The 13,945-nt window shown below is 69.2% G+C and carries 16 protein-coding genes and 1 pseudogene; 5 read left to right on the top strand and 12 right to left on the bottom strand.

Annotated elements, in window-relative coordinates; translation table 11 throughout:
• Window positions 1-46: 46 nt before the first annotated feature.
• The 7 genes from QM582_RS04515 to QM582_RS04485 all read right to left on the bottom strand — a co-directional run bounded on the left by QM582_RS04515 (window position 47) and on the right by QM582_RS04485 (window position 3,835).
• A complete protein-coding gene (locus tag QM582_RS04515) occupies window positions 47-607 on the bottom strand; it encodes a TlpA family protein disulfide reductase (RefSeq protein WP_415082134.1) in 561 nt (186 codons plus the stop codon).
• Window positions 607-1,260, bottom strand: coding sequence for a histidine phosphatase family protein (locus QM582_RS04510; RefSeq protein WP_415082132.1), 654 nt, complete (start codon window positions 1,258-1,260; stop codon window positions 607-609). The genes QM582_RS04515 and QM582_RS04510 overlap by 1 nt, the downstream gene beginning before the upstream one ends.
• A gap of 277 nt (window positions 1,261-1,537) precedes the next feature.
• Window positions 1,538-1,774 (bottom strand): glutaredoxin family protein, encoded by a 237-nt coding sequence (locus QM582_RS04505; RefSeq protein ID WP_415082131.1) that lies wholly within the window; start codon window positions 1,772-1,774, stop codon window positions 1,538-1,540.
• Between the two features lie 16 nt (window positions 1,775-1,790).
• The gene (locus tag QM582_RS04500; protein ID WP_002550589.1) at window positions 1,791-1,892 is read right to left on the bottom strand and encodes a 30S ribosomal protein bS22; all 102 of its coding nucleotides are present in this window, start codon (window positions 1,890-1,892) and stop codon (window positions 1,791-1,793) included.
• A 130-nt stretch (window positions 1,893-2,022) separates the two neighbouring features.
• The gene (locus QM582_RS04495; RefSeq protein ID WP_415082129.1) at window positions 2,023-2,229 is read right to left on the bottom strand and encodes a helix-turn-helix domain-containing protein; all 207 of its coding nucleotides are present in this window, start codon (window positions 2,227-2,229) and stop codon (window positions 2,023-2,025) included.
• 216 nt (window positions 2,230-2,445) lie between these two features.
• Window positions 2,446-3,378 carry a hypothetical protein gene (locus QM582_RS04490; protein WP_415082128.1) on the bottom strand — a complete coding sequence of 311 codons (933 nt, stop codon included), beginning with the start codon at window positions 3,376-3,378 and terminating at the stop codon, window positions 2,446-2,448.
• Between the two features lie 211 nt (window positions 3,379-3,589).
• On the bottom strand, window positions 3,590-3,835 hold the full coding sequence (locus QM582_RS04485) for a helix-turn-helix domain-containing protein (RefSeq protein ID WP_415082126.1): 246 nt from the start codon (window positions 3,833-3,835) through the stop codon (window positions 3,590-3,592).
• Between the two features lie 85 nt (window positions 3,836-3,920).
• Between QM582_RS04485 and QM582_RS04480 the strand changes: the two genes are divergently transcribed.
• On the top strand, window positions 3,921-6,020 hold the full coding sequence (locus QM582_RS04480) for a CHAP domain-containing protein (RefSeq protein ID WP_415082124.1): 2,100 nt from the start codon (window positions 3,921-3,923) through the stop codon (window positions 6,018-6,020).
• 121 nt (window positions 6,021-6,141) lie between these two features.
• Here the strand turns inward: QM582_RS04480 and proC are convergent, their stop codons facing one another.
• The 4 genes from proC to QM582_RS04460 are packed head-to-tail and all read right to left on the bottom strand — an operon-like array spanning window position 6,142 to window position 9,560.
• Window positions 6,142-6,939, bottom strand: a complete 798-nt coding sequence (gene proC / locus QM582_RS04475; protein ID WP_415082123.1) for a pyrroline-5-carboxylate reductase — start codon at window positions 6,937-6,939, stop codon at window positions 6,142-6,144.
• The gene (locus tag QM582_RS04470) at window positions 6,936-7,970 is read right to left on the bottom strand and encodes an aspartate-semialdehyde dehydrogenase (RefSeq protein WP_415082121.1); all 1,035 of its coding nucleotides are present in this window, start codon (window positions 7,968-7,970) and stop codon (window positions 6,936-6,938) included. The genes proC and QM582_RS04470 overlap by 4 nt, the downstream gene beginning before the upstream one ends.
• Window positions 7,971-7,998: 28 nt before the next feature.
• Entirely contained in the window at window positions 7,999-8,754 is a 756-nt protein-coding gene (locus tag QM582_RS04465; protein ID WP_415082118.1) for a CPBP family intramembrane glutamic endopeptidase, read from the bottom strand.
• Entirely contained in the window at window positions 8,751-9,560 is an 810-nt protein-coding gene (locus QM582_RS04460) for a sugar phosphate isomerase/epimerase family protein (protein WP_415082117.1), read from the bottom strand. The genes QM582_RS04465 and QM582_RS04460 overlap by 4 nt, the downstream gene beginning before the upstream one ends.
• A 158-nt stretch (window positions 9,561-9,718) precedes the next feature.
• On the opposite strand from QM582_RS04460, the gene QM582_RS04455 reads away from it, so the two are divergent.
• From QM582_RS04455 to disA, 3 genes are all read left to right on the top strand, one after another.
• A complete protein-coding gene (locus tag QM582_RS04455; protein ID WP_415082115.1) occupies window positions 9,719-10,354 on the top strand; it encodes a VOC family protein in 636 nt (211 codons plus the stop codon).
• Between the two features lie 46 nt (window positions 10,355-10,400).
• On the top strand, window positions 10,401-11,810 hold the full coding sequence (gene radA, locus QM582_RS04450) for a DNA repair protein RadA (RefSeq protein WP_415082113.1): 1,410 nt from the start codon (window positions 10,401-10,403) through the stop codon (window positions 11,808-11,810).
• A gap of 79 nt (window positions 11,811-11,889) precedes the next feature.
• Window positions 11,890-12,939: a DNA integrity scanning diadenylate cyclase DisA gene (gene disA / locus QM582_RS04445; RefSeq protein WP_415082111.1), complete on the top strand. Its 1,050-nt coding sequence runs from the start codon at window positions 11,890-11,892 to the stop codon at window positions 12,937-12,939.
• Between the two features lie 7 nt (window positions 12,940-12,946).
• On the opposite strand, the gene QM582_RS04440 is transcribed toward disA, so the two are convergent.
• Window positions 12,947-13,594: a hypothetical protein gene (locus tag QM582_RS04440; protein ID WP_415082109.1), complete on the bottom strand. Its 648-nt coding sequence runs from the start codon at window positions 13,592-13,594 to the stop codon at window positions 12,947-12,949.
• A gap of 68 nt (window positions 13,595-13,662) precedes the next feature.
• Between QM582_RS04440 and QM582_RS04435 the strand changes: the two are divergent.
• Window positions 13,663-13,945, top strand: a pseudogene (locus QM582_RS04435) (A/G-specific adenine glycosylase); the annotation flags it as partial.

Here is a 13,945-nt window from a genome sequence, read left to right as displayed (position 1 = left end):
CCGCCGACGGCCTGCCGCACCCAGTCCTCGATCTCCAGAGCGATCATCACCGGCCCGCCGCCACGTCCTCGATCAGGCCGACCAGGGTCGCCTCGGTGGTGTCGCCCAGCACGCGGGCGGCGATCCGTCCCTGCTTGTCGACGATCACGGTGCTGGGGATGGCGCTGAGCGGAAGCTTGCCGGCGAACTTCAACACCAGCTCACCGCCCGGATCGAAAAGGTTGGGGTACGGCACATTGAATTCGCGGACGAACGCCAGGCCCTGCGCGGTGGCCAGGTCGCGGGTGTTCAGTCCCACGAACTGGGCGGTCTGCTCGGTGCGTTGCGCGGCCCGGACCAGCGCCGGCGCCTCCTTCACGCAGGGCGGACACCAGGAACCCCAGACGTTGTAGACCAGCACCTTGCCGGTCGCCGACGTGCTGCTCCACGGCTTCTCGTCCAGCGTGGTGCCGGCGATCTCGGGGGCCGGCGTCCGCTGCTCCACCGGAACCCGGGTGATCCGGCCGTCGCCGCTGACGAAACCGCCCTCGGTGGACCCGGTGGAACCCGTGCAGGCGGCCAGCAGCAGCGTCACCGCGGTGACGCAGAACACGGCCAGCCGACGCATCACGAACCGGGGCGGAACAGGACTTTGGACTTCTTGGCCGGCAGCAGATCGGCGGCCGGCTCGGTGTAGTCGACGGCCGCGACCCGTCCGTCGATGACGGTGAACGACGTGACGCTGGCCAGCCGGCATTGCCGCTTGCGCGGATCGTGCACCAGCGAACGCCCCTCGGCGGCCAGCCGGGAGATCCAGATCGGCAGCTCGTGCATCACGACGACGGCCTGACCGCCGTCGCCGGCGGCCTGTGCGGCGTCCGCCATGGCCAGCTTCACCCGGGCCACGATCGACGGGTACGCCTCGCCCCAGGACGGTCGCAACGGGTTGCGCAGGTGCCACAGGTTCTGCGGCAGCAGCAGCACCTGGTTGTACTTGCCGAAGTTGCGGCCCTCGAACACGTTGGCGGCCTCGATCACCCGGTCGTCGGTGACGATCTCGAGGTCGGGGTGCTCGGCGGCGATCGGCGCCATCGTCTCGCGGGCCCGCTGCAACGGCGAACAGCGCAGATGGGTCAGCGGGACGTCCGCGAAGTACTCGCCGAGCCGAGTGGCCATCGCCTGGCCCAGGTCGCTCAGGCCGTAGCCGGGGAGTCGTCCGTAGAGGATGCCGTCAGGGTTGTGAACCTGCCCGTGGCGGACCAGATGTACGACGGATTGCATGGGTGACGGCGGCCTTTCGGTGTGCTCGGGCTCCAACAATACGGGACGCCGACCTGACCGTTCGCCGCCGAACCGCTGGCACCATTCACGCCTTGTCAACCCCGGCAGTCCGACACCGCGTCACCCGCGCCCTCAGTTGTTCCGCCAGTGCGACGCGGAGTTCGGCCTCAGTGCGCGGACGACCCGAGTGAAAGACGGGTAGAGCATCGGAACGCTTCGGCTGGTCGCCTGTGGGGGCATGTCCCACACGGTGCGCGCCGGCGATGGCTTGTGCTGATCAGCCCAGGGCGGCGCGCAGCTGTGCCTCGTCAAGGAACCAGATCGCGAGCCGTCGACCGTCCACGAAAGTCACCGGGACGTGGTCGCTGTGCACGGCGAGCGCCGGATCGGCGTCCACGTCGAGGGTGCCGAAATCGGCGCCGAACTCGGCGCAGACCCGTTGGGCGACGGCCACCGCATCGACACACAGATGGCAGCCGTCGCGCACGATGACCACCACCCTGGGCTGGGTCATCGTGGACGCCGGTGGACTACTTGCCGGCGCGGCGACGCTGGATACGCGTCTTCTTCAGAAGCTTGCGGTGCTTCTTCTTCGCCATCCGCTTGCGACGCTTCTTGATGACCGAACCCACGCTATGACCTCTCGATGTCGGCCCACGGTTGGGCCGGATAGTGCTTGGTTGGTGGCGGCCGGTTGCCCAGCCAACCACGCGATCTTACCGAGTGGCTCGCCCCGACTGCCAATCGCCGGAACGCCCGGGGCTACCCGGCGTCGTAGAAGGACTGCTCCAGGTAGGCGTTCACCGCATGCTCGGGAACCCGGAAGTTGCGGCCGAACCGCACCGCCTCCAGCTCGCCGGCGTGGATCAGCCGGTAGACCGACATCCGCGACACCCGCAGCAGCGCGGCCACCTCGGTGACCTTGAGGAATCTGATCGCCGACAGCGGTGTGGGTGCAGAGTCGTTCATCGGTACTTCCTTCTGACAGTAGACATCCGGCCCTCCCGTTGGCCCCGATGTGCGAGCCACCCTACCTGCCGCTCCGGCCCCGCGGGATGGGCCCGACGCCGGCCCGGACAGCGGTCGTCCGACCCTCGGACGCCGGCTGGTCCGGCCCCCGGACGCGGATGGTTCACGGTCGCCGGGGGACGACATCGCCTGCGCAAACGCACATCGCCTGTGTTGCTACGCAGGCGATGTACCCGAACGCAGGCGGTGTTGCGCCGGTTGCGGGTGACCTCGCTCCAGAGCGGGTCGCAACAGCCGGGCCAATCGTTCGGGCTTGATCGCGTCCGCCCAAGTCCAGCGGACGATCCACCAGCCCGCGGCTCGCAGATCGGCCTCGCGACGCTTCTCCCGCATCACCACGTCGGACGCCGACTCGCCCGGACGGAGCAGGCGGTCGTATTTCACCTTGCCGTCGAACTCTCCGAGGACGCCGAGGTCCGGCCAGGCGAAATCGGACCGGTACCGGACGCCGCCGATGGTCACCTCGAATTGCAGTTCGGGCGTCGGCATCCCGAGTTGCCACATCGCCACCCGGCTGACCGATTCCCCGGCCGACTCGCTGCGACCGTCGGCCAGGTCGACGACGACTCGGGCTCGCGCACTGCCGTGCCGCCGGCGGGCCGCTTTCAGCTGCTCATCCAGCGCTTCGCGGGCGACGCCGGTGCGCAACCCGGCGTCGGCCGCCGCCACCGCCATCCCCAGATCGCCGCAGCGCGCCAGATCGACAACCGTTCGCGCCATCACGGTGCGGGGCAGCCCGTCCACCTCTTCCACGTCGGAGTCCGCCAGCGGCGTCCGGTAGCGGTGCAACTGTGGTCCGACCCACGAACCGCCCTTGCTGGGCCGGGTCACCGTGACACGGTCGAGCAGCCGTTCGTCCACGGGCAGTCCGTGCAGCACCGCCGCGGAGACATGGCTCAGCACCGAACCGTCGGCCAGCGACGGCAGCGTGGCCCGGATCAACTGGAGGTGCCGAGCCGTCCCCTCGTCCGGCTCGGTCGCGAAAGCGCCGCGGCGCAACGGGTGCAACTCACCCGTCCGAACCCTCCGCCGGATCTCGCTGGTCCCCATCCCGCGGGCCCGCAGCTCATGAGTCAGATGCATCGGCATGGCCCGCAGTCCAGCACAGCTCAGGCCGACAATTCGGGGTCAGACAGCAATCTGTGGATAACTCCGGAGGCGCCTGACGTGTCGCCGACCCACCCCAGGAACGACATCGCCTGCGTAAAGGCACATCGCCTGCGTAGCAACACAGGCGATGTGTCCGAACGCAGGCGATGTCGTCGGAGATGACCGACTGCCCCAGTTCTGACCGAGTTCCTCAATCGGACCGTGGCAGCAACTCGGCAGGATCCAGCCCGAGTGCGTCCGCCAGCTTCACGACGGCGTCAAGGCGTGGCGAGGTCTGGCCGAGTTCGGTGCGGTAGATGAGCTTCCGGTCGACCCCGGCGGACTCTGCAAGGGCCTCCTGCGAGAGTCGCCGCTGCTCCCGGTGACGGCGCAAGTGCAGCCCAAAGTCAGTGCGCCACTGCTGGATCCGCGGCGAAAGGTCACTGGGAGTGGGCACCCGTCCAACGTGAGGGACGAAGGCTAGCGAAGCTGCACCACAAATGGTTCAATCGCAGGGTCGGGGTGGACGACGGGAGAGAAGCATGGCTAACAACATGATGAGGAAGAGCGGCACCCATGCCGCCGCGTTGACACGGCGAGCGCTGACGGCACTGATCGCCGCATGCCTCTCGATGATCGGGTTGGCGGCGTCCGCGCCGCAGTCGGCGGCAGCCGCGGACATGACCCTCGACCAGTTCGTCGCCACCTACGACGGCAAGTATCTCGACGTAGATGGCGTGCCCGCAGGCAACCCCTACCAATGCGTCGATGTGTTCAAGCAATACGACCGGCGAGTCATCGGTGGCGATGGCCCGCCTACCGGTGGCGACGGTGGCGCCCACGAATACTGGGACTCTTTTACGTCTAACCTTGCGAGCCGATACCTGAAGATCGATCGATCTCAATCTGCTGTGCGTGGAGACGTCGCAGTGTGGGCGCGAAACCTCCCGGGGTCGGGCGGATATGGCCACGTCGCTATCGTTCTCAGCGACTCACCAGCTGGATCCAGCTCTCTCTATGTTCTCACTCAGAACCCCGGCGCAACCAAGCGCGCTAACATTTCGAAGAACTATCTTTTGGGATACCTACGACCCCGGAACCTACCAGGATCGGCAGTTTCCGACGGAAGCCTCGTCGATTACCGGGGGAATGTCTACCGCATCGCCGGTGGGGCAGCCATCTACGTGAGCAGTTGGGACGCGATCGGCGGGTCGCAACCGACTCGGTCACTGAGCGATGGGGAGTTTGGATCACTGCGCCAATACCCGGCCGACGGCACTTTCATCGTGGGCACACGCAGCGGGCGCGTCTATCGCGTCGCGGGCGGAGCTCCCCTGTATGTGTCAAGCTGGGACAACGTGGGCGGGAGTCAATCGGTGATCCCGGTCGATGATGCGGCGATCGGAAACGCTGGCGGCGGCGACGTGTGGGCACACCTGCGCCGATATCCAGCGGACGGCACGTTCATCCGCGGCGGCGTGACAGGTCGCGTCTACCGAGTCGCCGGGGGCGCACCGCTCCACGTGTCCGACTGGGCCAATGTTGGCGGAGCCCAACCCGCCGTCACGGTCGATGACAACGCAATCGACAACACAGGAGGCAACGACCCCTGGACGAACCTACGCGCAACCCCTTCCGATACGTTCATAGCTGGATACGGCTCAGGCCGAGTCTTCCGCGTCGCGGACGGACATCCGTATTACATTCCCTCCTGGGCTCCCTACGGAGGATCCAAACCCACTACGGCGGTGGATGACACAGCAATCGACAACTGCGACCATCTGGACTGCTCGCCCTTCGGGCGTCTCGACAGCGCAATTGGCGGCGCAGGCGAAGTGACCATTCATGGATGGGCGATGGATCCCAACTCGACAAGCCCTATCGACGTACACGTCTACGTCGCAGACACCTACGTAGGAAAGTCGACAGCAAACGTCGAGCGGTCCGATGTCGACGACGCCTTCCACCGGGGCTCGGCGTTCGGATACCGGACAAGCACTTCCATACCAGCCGGGAAGCACCAAGTGTGCGTCTGGGCAATCAATGTCGGCCGAGGCGCGAATGTACGGCTCGGTTGCCAGGAAGTCACAGTGGCGCCATCCGCCGACCTGACGCCGTCAGCGCCAACTATCTCCGGCACCGCCAAGGTCGGCTCAACGCTCACTGCTAAGCCCGGGACTTGGGGGCCTGCTCCGGTCACGCTCAGCTACCAGTGGAAGGCGAATGGCACCGCCATCCCGGGGGCAACCGGTGAGGCTCTGACCGTCCCGGCGTCGGCGAAGGGGAAGACCATCACCGTCACGGTGACAGGCTCCAAGCCTGGCTACACGACCGTCGCGAAGACCTCGAAGGCGACCAAGAAGGTGGCGGCCGGCACACTCGCAGCGCCGACGCCGACGATCACCGGCACGGTGAAGGTGGGTCAGCCTCTCACCGTCGGCCCGGGCGCATGGACGCCGTCCGACGCGACCTTGACCTACCAGTGGTACCGCAATAGCAAGAAGATCAAGGCCGCGACCGCTCCGGCCTACACCCTGGTGAAGGCCGACAAGGGCAAGAAGATCACCGTGAAGGTGACGGGCAAGAAGGACGGCTACGCCAGCCTGACCAAGACGTCCAAGAAGACCGGCAAGGTCAAGTAGCACGACCCGAGGCACATCGCCTGCGTAAAGGCACATCGCCTGCGTTCCTACGCAGGCGATGTGTGTTTACGCAGGCGATGTCGTCCGAAGGAGCGAAGACCCGGGCAGCGACCAGCCCGGTTCAGCCGGCCAGTGCTCGGCTGCGGTCCCGGGCGGCCTCCATGGCGGTGAGGAAGGCGGCTTTCACCTTGTGGTCCTCGAGTTGCCGGAGCGCGGCGGCGGTGGTGCCGCCGGGTGAGGTGACCTGTTCGCGCAGCACGGTCGGGTGCTGCCCGGATTCCACCAGCAGCTTCGCCGAGCCGAACACGGTCTGCTTCACCAGGGTGGCGGAGATGTCCCGGGGCAGGCCGAGCAGCACACCGGCGTCGATCATCGCCTCGACCACGAAGAACAGGTAGGCCGGGCCGGAGCCGGAGATCGCGGTGACGGCGTCCTGGTAGGCCTCCGGCACGGTGATCGCCTTGCCGAGTGCGGTCATCAACTCCATGGCGTGCTCAACATCGGCCTCGGACGCGTTGGAGCCGGCCGACACCGCGGCCATCCCCTCGCCGACCAGGGCCGGGGTGTTCGGCATCACCCGGACCACCGCGGTGCCCTCCGGAAGATGGCTCTCCAACTGAGCGGTGGTCACCCCGGCGCACAGCGACACCACCAGGGTCGCGGGACGCAGCACCGGCGCGATCTCGGGCAGCACGGCACCGACGTCCTGGGGCTTGACCACCAGGATCACCGTGTCGGCCTCGGACGCCGCCTCGGCGTTGCCGGTGGCCCGGATGCCGTGCGCCGCAGTCATCTCGGCGCGCCGGAAATCGCGCCGGTCGGCCACCACGATGGCATCGCTCGACCAGCCGGCCCGCAGCAGGCCGCTGACCAGCGCCTCGCCCATCACGCCGGCGCCGATCACCGCCAGCCGGGTCATCGCGCAGCCACCAGCAGCTCGGCGACCTGGACGGCGTTCAGCGCCGCGCCCTTGCGCAGGTTGTCGTTGCTGACGAACAGCACGATGCCCCGCTCGTCGGGAACCGACTGGTCGGTGCGGATCCGGCCCACGAAGGACGGGTCCTTGCCGGCCGCCAGCCGCGGCGTCGGGACGTCGGCCAGCGCCACGCCCGGCGCGGTGGCCAGGATGCCGCGGGCCCGTTGCGGGCTCAGCTCCTCGGCGAACTCGGCGTGGATCACCAGCGAATGCCCGGAGAACACCGGCACCCGGACGCAGGTGCCGGAGACGGCCAGGCCGGGAATGTGCAGGATCTTGCGGGACTCGTTGCGGAGCTTCTGCTCCTCGTCGGTCTCGTCGCTGCCGTCGTCCACGATCGAGCCGGCCACCGGAATGACATTGTAGGCGATCGGGGCCAGGTAGGGCGCGGTGTCGGCGACCTCGTCGAGACGACCGTCCAGCGCGAAACCGGACGGGTCGCGGACGTCCTGGGTCTGCGACAGCAGCGCGTTGATGCCGGCCACGCCGGAGCCGGAGACGGCCTGGTAGGTGGCCACGATCAGCCGCTGCAGGCCGGCGGCGGCGTGCAGCGGCTTGAGCACCGGCATCGCCGCCATCGTGGTGCAGTTCGGGTTGGCGATGATGCCCTTCGGCGGGTTGACCGCGTCCTCGGGGTTGACCTCGCTGACCACCAGCGGGACGTCCGGGTCCTTGCGCCAGGCCGACGAGTTGTCGACCACCAGGGCGCCGGCCGCGGCGACCTTCGGGGCGTACTCGCGCGACATGGTGGCGCCGGCCGACATCAGCGCGATGTCCAGGCCGGAGAAGTCGGCGGTCGCGGTGTCCTCGACGGTGATCGGGGTGCCCTTGAAGTCGAGCGTCCGCCCGGCCGAACGGGCCGAGGAGAAGAACCGGATCGAGCTGACCGGGAAGTCGCGCTCGACCAGCAACGATCGCATCACATTGCCGACGGTGCCCGTAGCACCGAATACACCCACATGCATGGGATTCACCCTATCGCCCGCCGCCCGGCGACTCCCATCACAGCCAGGTCAGGTACGGCGCCAGCAGCGCGTAGCCGACGAAGGCGACGACGTCGAGGATGATGTGAGCCGCCACCAGGGGCGCGACGCGTCCGTAGCGGTGGTAGATCCAGCCGAAGACCAGACCCATCACGAGATTGCCGACGAAGCCGCCGAAGCCTTGGTACAGGTGATACGAGCCACGGATCAGCGCGCCGACGATCAGCACCGCCGCGACGCTCCAGCCGGCCTGCCGCATCCGGGTGAACCAGAACGCGACGATCACCACCTCTTCCAGGACGCCGTTCATGACCGCCAGCCCGATCAGCACCGGCACCGTCCACCAGTTCTCGGCCAGGTTCGCGGGCTGGACGGTGGTGTTCAGTCCGGCGGCCCGGGCGGCCAGGTACAGCCCCAGCCCGGGAATCCCGATGCCGGCGGCGATCGCGAAGCCCCAGCCGAAGTCGCGGAGCGGCCGGGTCAGGTCGAAGCCGATCCGGCCGCGGTCGCCGGACAGCCGCAGCAGATAGAGCGCCAGCAGCGCGGGCACCAGCGGAAAGACGATCCCGGCCAGCTGGTACGACAGGTCGAGCCAGGGCCGGTCGGGTGTGACGCTGGTGTTGATCTGCGTGGTCTGCTGGCCGAGCGGCTGCGGACGGGTCAGCTTCTCGGCGATCGACAGCACCGAATACACCGCCGACTGGCCCAGCGAGACGCCGAGCACCAGCAGCACCTCCCAGCCCCGGCGTCCGAGCGCCGCGACCGGTTCGGTCACGCCGCGCCCTCGAGCTGGTTCAGGTGCCGCCGGGCGAAGGTCAACGCCGAACGCAGCACCTCTTCCCGGCGGGGCCGGTCCAGGTCGTTGGTGTTCACCTCGAGCGCCACATGGCCGCGGTAGCCGCGCCGGGCCAGCTCGGCCAGCACCAGGTCGGGGCGCTGGGTGCCCTGGCCGGGCAGCAGGTGCTCGTCCTTGGCCGAACCGTTGCCGTCGGTGAGATGGACGTGGGCCAGCCGGTCGTCCCAGCGGCGGAGCAGATCGAGCGAGTCCTGGCGGGCGGTGGCGGCGTGCGACAGGTCCAGGGTCAGATGGTCGTAATCGAGGTCGGTCGGATCCCAGCTCGGCCGGTAGGCCTGGAAATGACCGCCGCCCGGCGCCCGCCACGGGAACATGTTCTCCACCGCGATGGTCACCTCGGCCGCGGACGCCAGCGCCCGCACCCCCTCGACGAACCGGGTGGCGTAGCTGCGCTGCCAGCGGAACGGCGGATGCACCACCACGATGTCCGCCCCGAGCCGGTGCGCCGCCTGGGTGGCCCGCTCCAGCTTCGCCCACGGATCCGTCCCCCACACCCGCTGGGTGACCAGCAGGCAGGGCGCGTGGATCGCCAGCACCGGGATCTGGTGGTAGTCGCGGAGCCGTTCCACGGCGTCCACGTCGGCGGCCAGCGGATCGATGCCGACCATCACCTCGACGCCGTCGTAGCCCAGCAGGCTGGCGACCTCGAAGCCGGCGGCGGTGTTCTCCGGGTAGACAGATGACGTCGACAGTGCGACCTTCGCCTCGCTCCGGGAGCCGTTCACACCGGTCATCATAGGCGCCGCGGACAGCCGTCCTCAGCGGCTCGGGAGAACCGGTAGTTGACCGGTCAAAATTTCATCATCGTGAAGTCCGGCGAGCAGCCAACCCCGCGCCGGCCGCCGATTTCGCGTGAGCGGCATCTCATGGTGACAATATCCGCATGCATGTCGATCACCTGACGTTCGCAGCAGGTCCGAACGGTCTCAAGGCAGAGGCCGAACGGCTCGGGGAGCTGCTCGGCGCCAAATTCCGCGACGGCGGTTTCCATCCCCGCTTCGGCACCCGCAACCACATCCTGCCGCTGGCCGATGACCGCTATATCGAGGTGGTCGAGGTGCTGGAGCATCCCGCCGCCGAGAAGGCGCCCTTCGGCCAGGCCGTCCGGGCCCGCTCCGAGATGGGCGGCGGCTGGCTGTGCTGGGTGGTCTCGGTTCCCGATCTGGCCCCCTACGAGAAGCGTCTCGGACGCCAGTCGGCGACCGGCTCGCGACACTTCCCCGACGGCCGGCTGCTGGAGTGGGAGCAGATCGGGGTCAAGGGCCTGATGTCCGACCCGCAGTTGCCATATTTCATCAAATGGACCAGCGATGAAACAGTGCTGCCCCGCGCGCTGAGCGGCGAGCTGCAGCTGGTCGAATTGGAGATCGCCGGCAACGAAGATCGTGTCGAGGACTGGATCGGCGCCGAGGTGGACGGCAACTTCGACGGCGTGAACATCCGCTTCACCTCGCCCAACGGTCAGCCCGGCCTGGACGCCGCAACCTTCCACACCGCGTCCGGCCCGGTCCGCATCTGAGGGTTCCGTCAAGGAACTGTCAGAGCGGCCCCCTAGCCTGCAGGTCATGGCCAAGACCGCTGTTGCCCACCGCTGCTCCGAATGCGGTTGGACGAGCGCCCGTTGGGTCGGGCGCTGCACCCAATGCCAGAGCTGGGGCTCGATGGCCCCGCACTCCCCCGCGTCCGGAAACGGCGGCGGCCGGGTCGCCCACGGCACCCCCACCGGCCCCGCCCGGCCGATCCGCGAGGTTCCGCTCGCCGAGGCCGCCTCGGTGCCCACCGGCATCGCCGAACTCGACCGGGTGCTCGGCCAGGGCCTGGTGGCCGGCGCGGTGGTGCTGCTCGCCGGTGAGCCGGGGGTCGGCAAGTCGACACTGCTGCTGGACGTCGCCAGCCGCTGGGCGTCCGGCGGACGCAGCACCCTGTACGTCTCCGCGGAGGAGTCCGCGGCCCAGGTACGACTCCGCGCCGGACGGATCGGCGCGCTGGCCGATCGGCTCTACCTGGCCGCCGAGACCGACCTGGGCGCCATCCTGGCGCACATCGAACAGGCCGACCCCGACCTGCTGGTGCTCGACTCGGTGCAGGCGGTCACGGTCAGCGGCACCGACGGGGTGACCGGCGGCGTGGCCCAGGTGCGCGAGGTGACGAACGCCCTGGTCCGGGTGGCCAAGCAACGCCGGCTGCCGGTGCTGCTGGTCGGCCACGTCACCAAGGACGGCACGGTGGCCGGCCCCCGGCTGTTGGAGCATCTGGTCGACGTGGTGCTGTCCTTCGAGGGCGACCGGCACAGCGGGCTGCGGCTGGTGCGGGCGTCCAAGAACCGGTTCGGCCCGGCCGACGAGGTGGGCTGTTTCGAGATGAACGAGGACGGCATCCGCGAGGTCGCCGACCCCAGCCGGCTGTTCGCCTCGGCCCGCGCCGAGCCGGTGCCCGGCACGGCGTTGACCGTCACCCTGGAGGGTCGGCGTCCGCTGCTCAGCGAGGTGCAGGCGCTGGTCGCGCCGTCGGCGGCCCAGGTGCCGCGGCGGGTCACCCACGGCCTGGAATCCGGTCGGACCTCGGTGATCCTGGCCGTGCTGGAACGCAAGGCCGGCGTCCGGCTGCACAACAAGGAGGCCTACGTCTCCACCGTCGGCGGCGCCCGGCTGGTCGATCCGGCCGCCGATCTGGCGGTGGCCCTGGCGGTGGCTTCGGCGTCCTCGGAGCGGGCCTATCACCGTCCGGTGATCGCCCTGGGCGAGGTCGGGCTGTCGGGTGAGTTGCGCCGGGTGGCCGGCCTCGACCGGCGGCTCAACGAGGCCAAGCGGCTCGGTTTCGAACTGGCCGTGGTGCCGACCGGCACCGGGGTGCAACTGCGCGGCATGAAGGTGGTGGAAGTGCCGGCGGTGACCACCGCGGTCGACCTGCTCGGACTGCGGCCACGCAAGCGGCGCGATCCGGACGGCCCGCACCTGCGGCTGGCTGACGGCTGAGCCGACGGCCTCGATCAGGGCACCCACGGGTAGACTTGTCGATGTTAACCACCCTCAAGAAAACGTCGAGGTCACCGAAGTGAGCGTCCCGTCCAATCGGCTCAACCGCGCCCTGGGGCTGATCGCCCCCGGCACCGCCGTTCGGGACGGGCTGGACCGGATCGTCCACGGCCGGACCGGTGCGCTGATCACCCTGGGCAACAACGCCCGGCTGCAGGCGCTCAGCACCGGGGGTTTCGCCATCGATGTCGCCTTCTCCGCCACCGCCCTGCGGGAGCTGGCCAAGATGGACGGCGCCATCATCCTCAACGACGCCCTCGACCGGATCCTGTTCGCCGGCGTCCACCTGATGCCGGACGCCGCCGTGGAGACCACCGAGACCGGCACCCGGCACCGCACCGCCGACCGGGTGGCCCGGCAGATCGGGGTGCCGACGGTGACCGTGTCGGCGTCCATGTCCACCATTTCGCTGTTCGTCGACGACCGGCGTTGGATCGTGCAGCGTCCGGAGCAGTTGCTGGCCCGGGCCAACCAGGCCCTGGCCACCCTGGCCCGCTACCGCGACCGGCTCACCGAGGCGACCGCGCGGCTCTCCGCCGCCGAGGTGCAGGACGCCGCCACCGTCCGCGACATCGCCGTGATCGCGCAGCGGCTGGAGATGGTCCGCCGGCTGCAACACGAACTCAACGGCTACGCCATCGAACTGGGCACCGACGGCCGGCTGGTCCGGCTGCAGCTGCAGGAACTGGTGTCCGGCCTGGACGACCTGGCCACCCAGCTGGAGCGCGACTACAGCGGCGAGGCCGGCACCCTCCGGCTGGCCCGGTTAGCCGAACTGGACACCGACGACCTGGCCCACCCCGAGCTGATCGCCCAGGCCTGCGGGCTCGGCGACGACCTGACCCGGCGGGTGGCCCCGCTCGGGCACCGCCAGCTGGCCATGATCGGACGCCTGTCGACTCAGGCCGCGGACGCGCTGGTCAGCCACTTCGGCAGCCTGCAGGGCCTGTTCGGCGCCAGCACCGCCGATCTGTTGACCGTGGACGGCGTCGACTACGGGATCGCGCGAACGGTGCGCGAGGGACTGATCCGGCTGGCCGAGTCGGCCTACGCGGAACGCCTGAACTGAGCCGACCTCAGCCCTTGGTCAGCACGAAGGGCATCCGACCGGTCGAACTCTCCTTGAACGCGGCGGTCGCGATGTAGGTGCCGGCACCCAGCAGGCTCTTGCTCTGCTTGCAGCCGTTGCCGGACCGGAAGGTCTTCCAGTCCACCTTGAACTCCACCGCGGCACCGGCCTTCAGCGTCTCCTTCTTGACCTCCGGCAGCCACTTGTCGCAGTGCGCGGTGCTGAACACCGCGTCGCTGCCCGAGGTCACCCGCAACACGAAGGTGCTCTTGGTGATCTCCATCACGCAGGGCAGCGCGGTGTTGTTCTCGGCGGTCACGCTGAAGGTCTGGTTGCTGCCCGACTTCACGCTCTTGAAGCCCTTCACCGAGAGCTGGAGGCCGATCGGCTCGCAGGCGCCGGTGCCGGTCGAACTGGTCGACGGGTCCGGGCTGGGCGACAGCGCGGTGTCGGTCGGCGAGCCGGACGGCGACGGTGCCGCCGGCTGCGACACGGTCGGGGTGTCCGCCGGGGTCGCGGTGGTCGGCTGGCCTTTCGGCATGAAGGCCCAGACCAGCAGGCCGATGACCAGCACCGCGATCAGTGCGACCAATCCACGACGGATCCAGTACACGAAGGGTGGCTGCGGACCCTTGCCGGTCAGCACTTCACTCATGCCGCAAGGGTAGGAGACCGACCGCTGCCCGGGCGGGACACCACGCCGGGCCTCACTACAGTGGGCCGGTGGACACCGCCCGCGCGACCGCCGCGATCGTCGCCTGGTACGACCGGCATGCCCGCGATCTGCCCTGGCGGGAGCCGGACGCCTCGCCCTGGGCGGTGATGGTGAGCGAGTTCATGTTGCAGCAGACCCCGGTGAACCGGGTGCTGGGGCCGTGGCGGGAGTGGCTGCAGCGCTGGCCGACGCCGGCCGCGTTGGCCGCCGAACCGGTGGGCGAGGCGATCCGGGCCTGGGGCCGGTTGGGCTACCCGCGCCGCGCCCAGCGGCTGCACGCCGCCGCGGTCG

The sequence above is a fragment of the Micropruina sp. genome, assembly GCF_047607385.1.
Classification (GTDB): Bacteria; Actinomycetota; Actinomycetes; order Propionibacteriales; family Propionibacteriaceae; genus Micropruina.
Note: the sequence above shows the minus strand (reverse complement) of the source record. Positions and strands in the feature narration are given on the sequence as shown.

What these genes read in the sequence shown, in the direction of transcription:
- proC (WP_415082123.1), bottom strand. Translation starts at nt 6,939, where the DNA reads ATGACCCGGCTGGCGGTGATCGGCGCCGGCGTGATGGGCGAGGCGCTG.
- QM582_RS04490 (WP_415082128.1), bottom strand. Translation starts at nt 3,378, where the DNA reads ATGCCGATGCATCTGACTCATGAGCTGCGGGCCCGCGGGATGGGGACC.
- QM582_RS04480 (WP_415082124.1), top strand. Translation starts at nt 3,921, where the DNA reads ATGGCTAACAACATGATGAGGAAGAGCGGCACCCATGCCGCCGCGTTG.
- QM582_RS04515 (WP_415082134.1), bottom strand. Translation starts at nt 607, where the DNA reads ATGCGTCGGCTGGCCGTGTTCTGCGTCACCGCGGTGACGCTGCTGCTG.
- QM582_RS04505 (WP_415082131.1), bottom strand. Translation starts at nt 1,774, where the DNA reads ATGACCCAGCCCAGGGTGGTGGTCATCGTGCGCGACGGCTGCCATCTG.
- QM582_RS04440 (WP_415082109.1), bottom strand. Translation starts at nt 13,594, where the DNA reads ATGAGTGAAGTGCTGACCGGCAAGGGTCCGCAGCCACCCTTCGTGTAC.
- QM582_RS04495 (WP_415082129.1), bottom strand. Translation starts at nt 2,229, where the DNA reads ATGAACGACTCTGCACCCACACCGCTGTCGGCGATCAGATTCCTCAAG.
- radA (WP_415082113.1), top strand. Translation starts at nt 10,401, where the DNA reads ATGGCCAAGACCGCTGTTGCCCACCGCTGCTCCGAATGCGGTTGGACG.
- QM582_RS04455 (WP_415082115.1), top strand. Translation starts at nt 9,719, where the DNA reads ATGCATGTCGATCACCTGACGTTCGCAGCAGGTCCGAACGGTCTCAAG.
- QM582_RS04510 (WP_415082132.1), bottom strand. Translation starts at nt 1,260, where the DNA reads ATGCAATCCGTCGTACATCTGGTCCGCCACGGGCAGGTTCACAACCCT.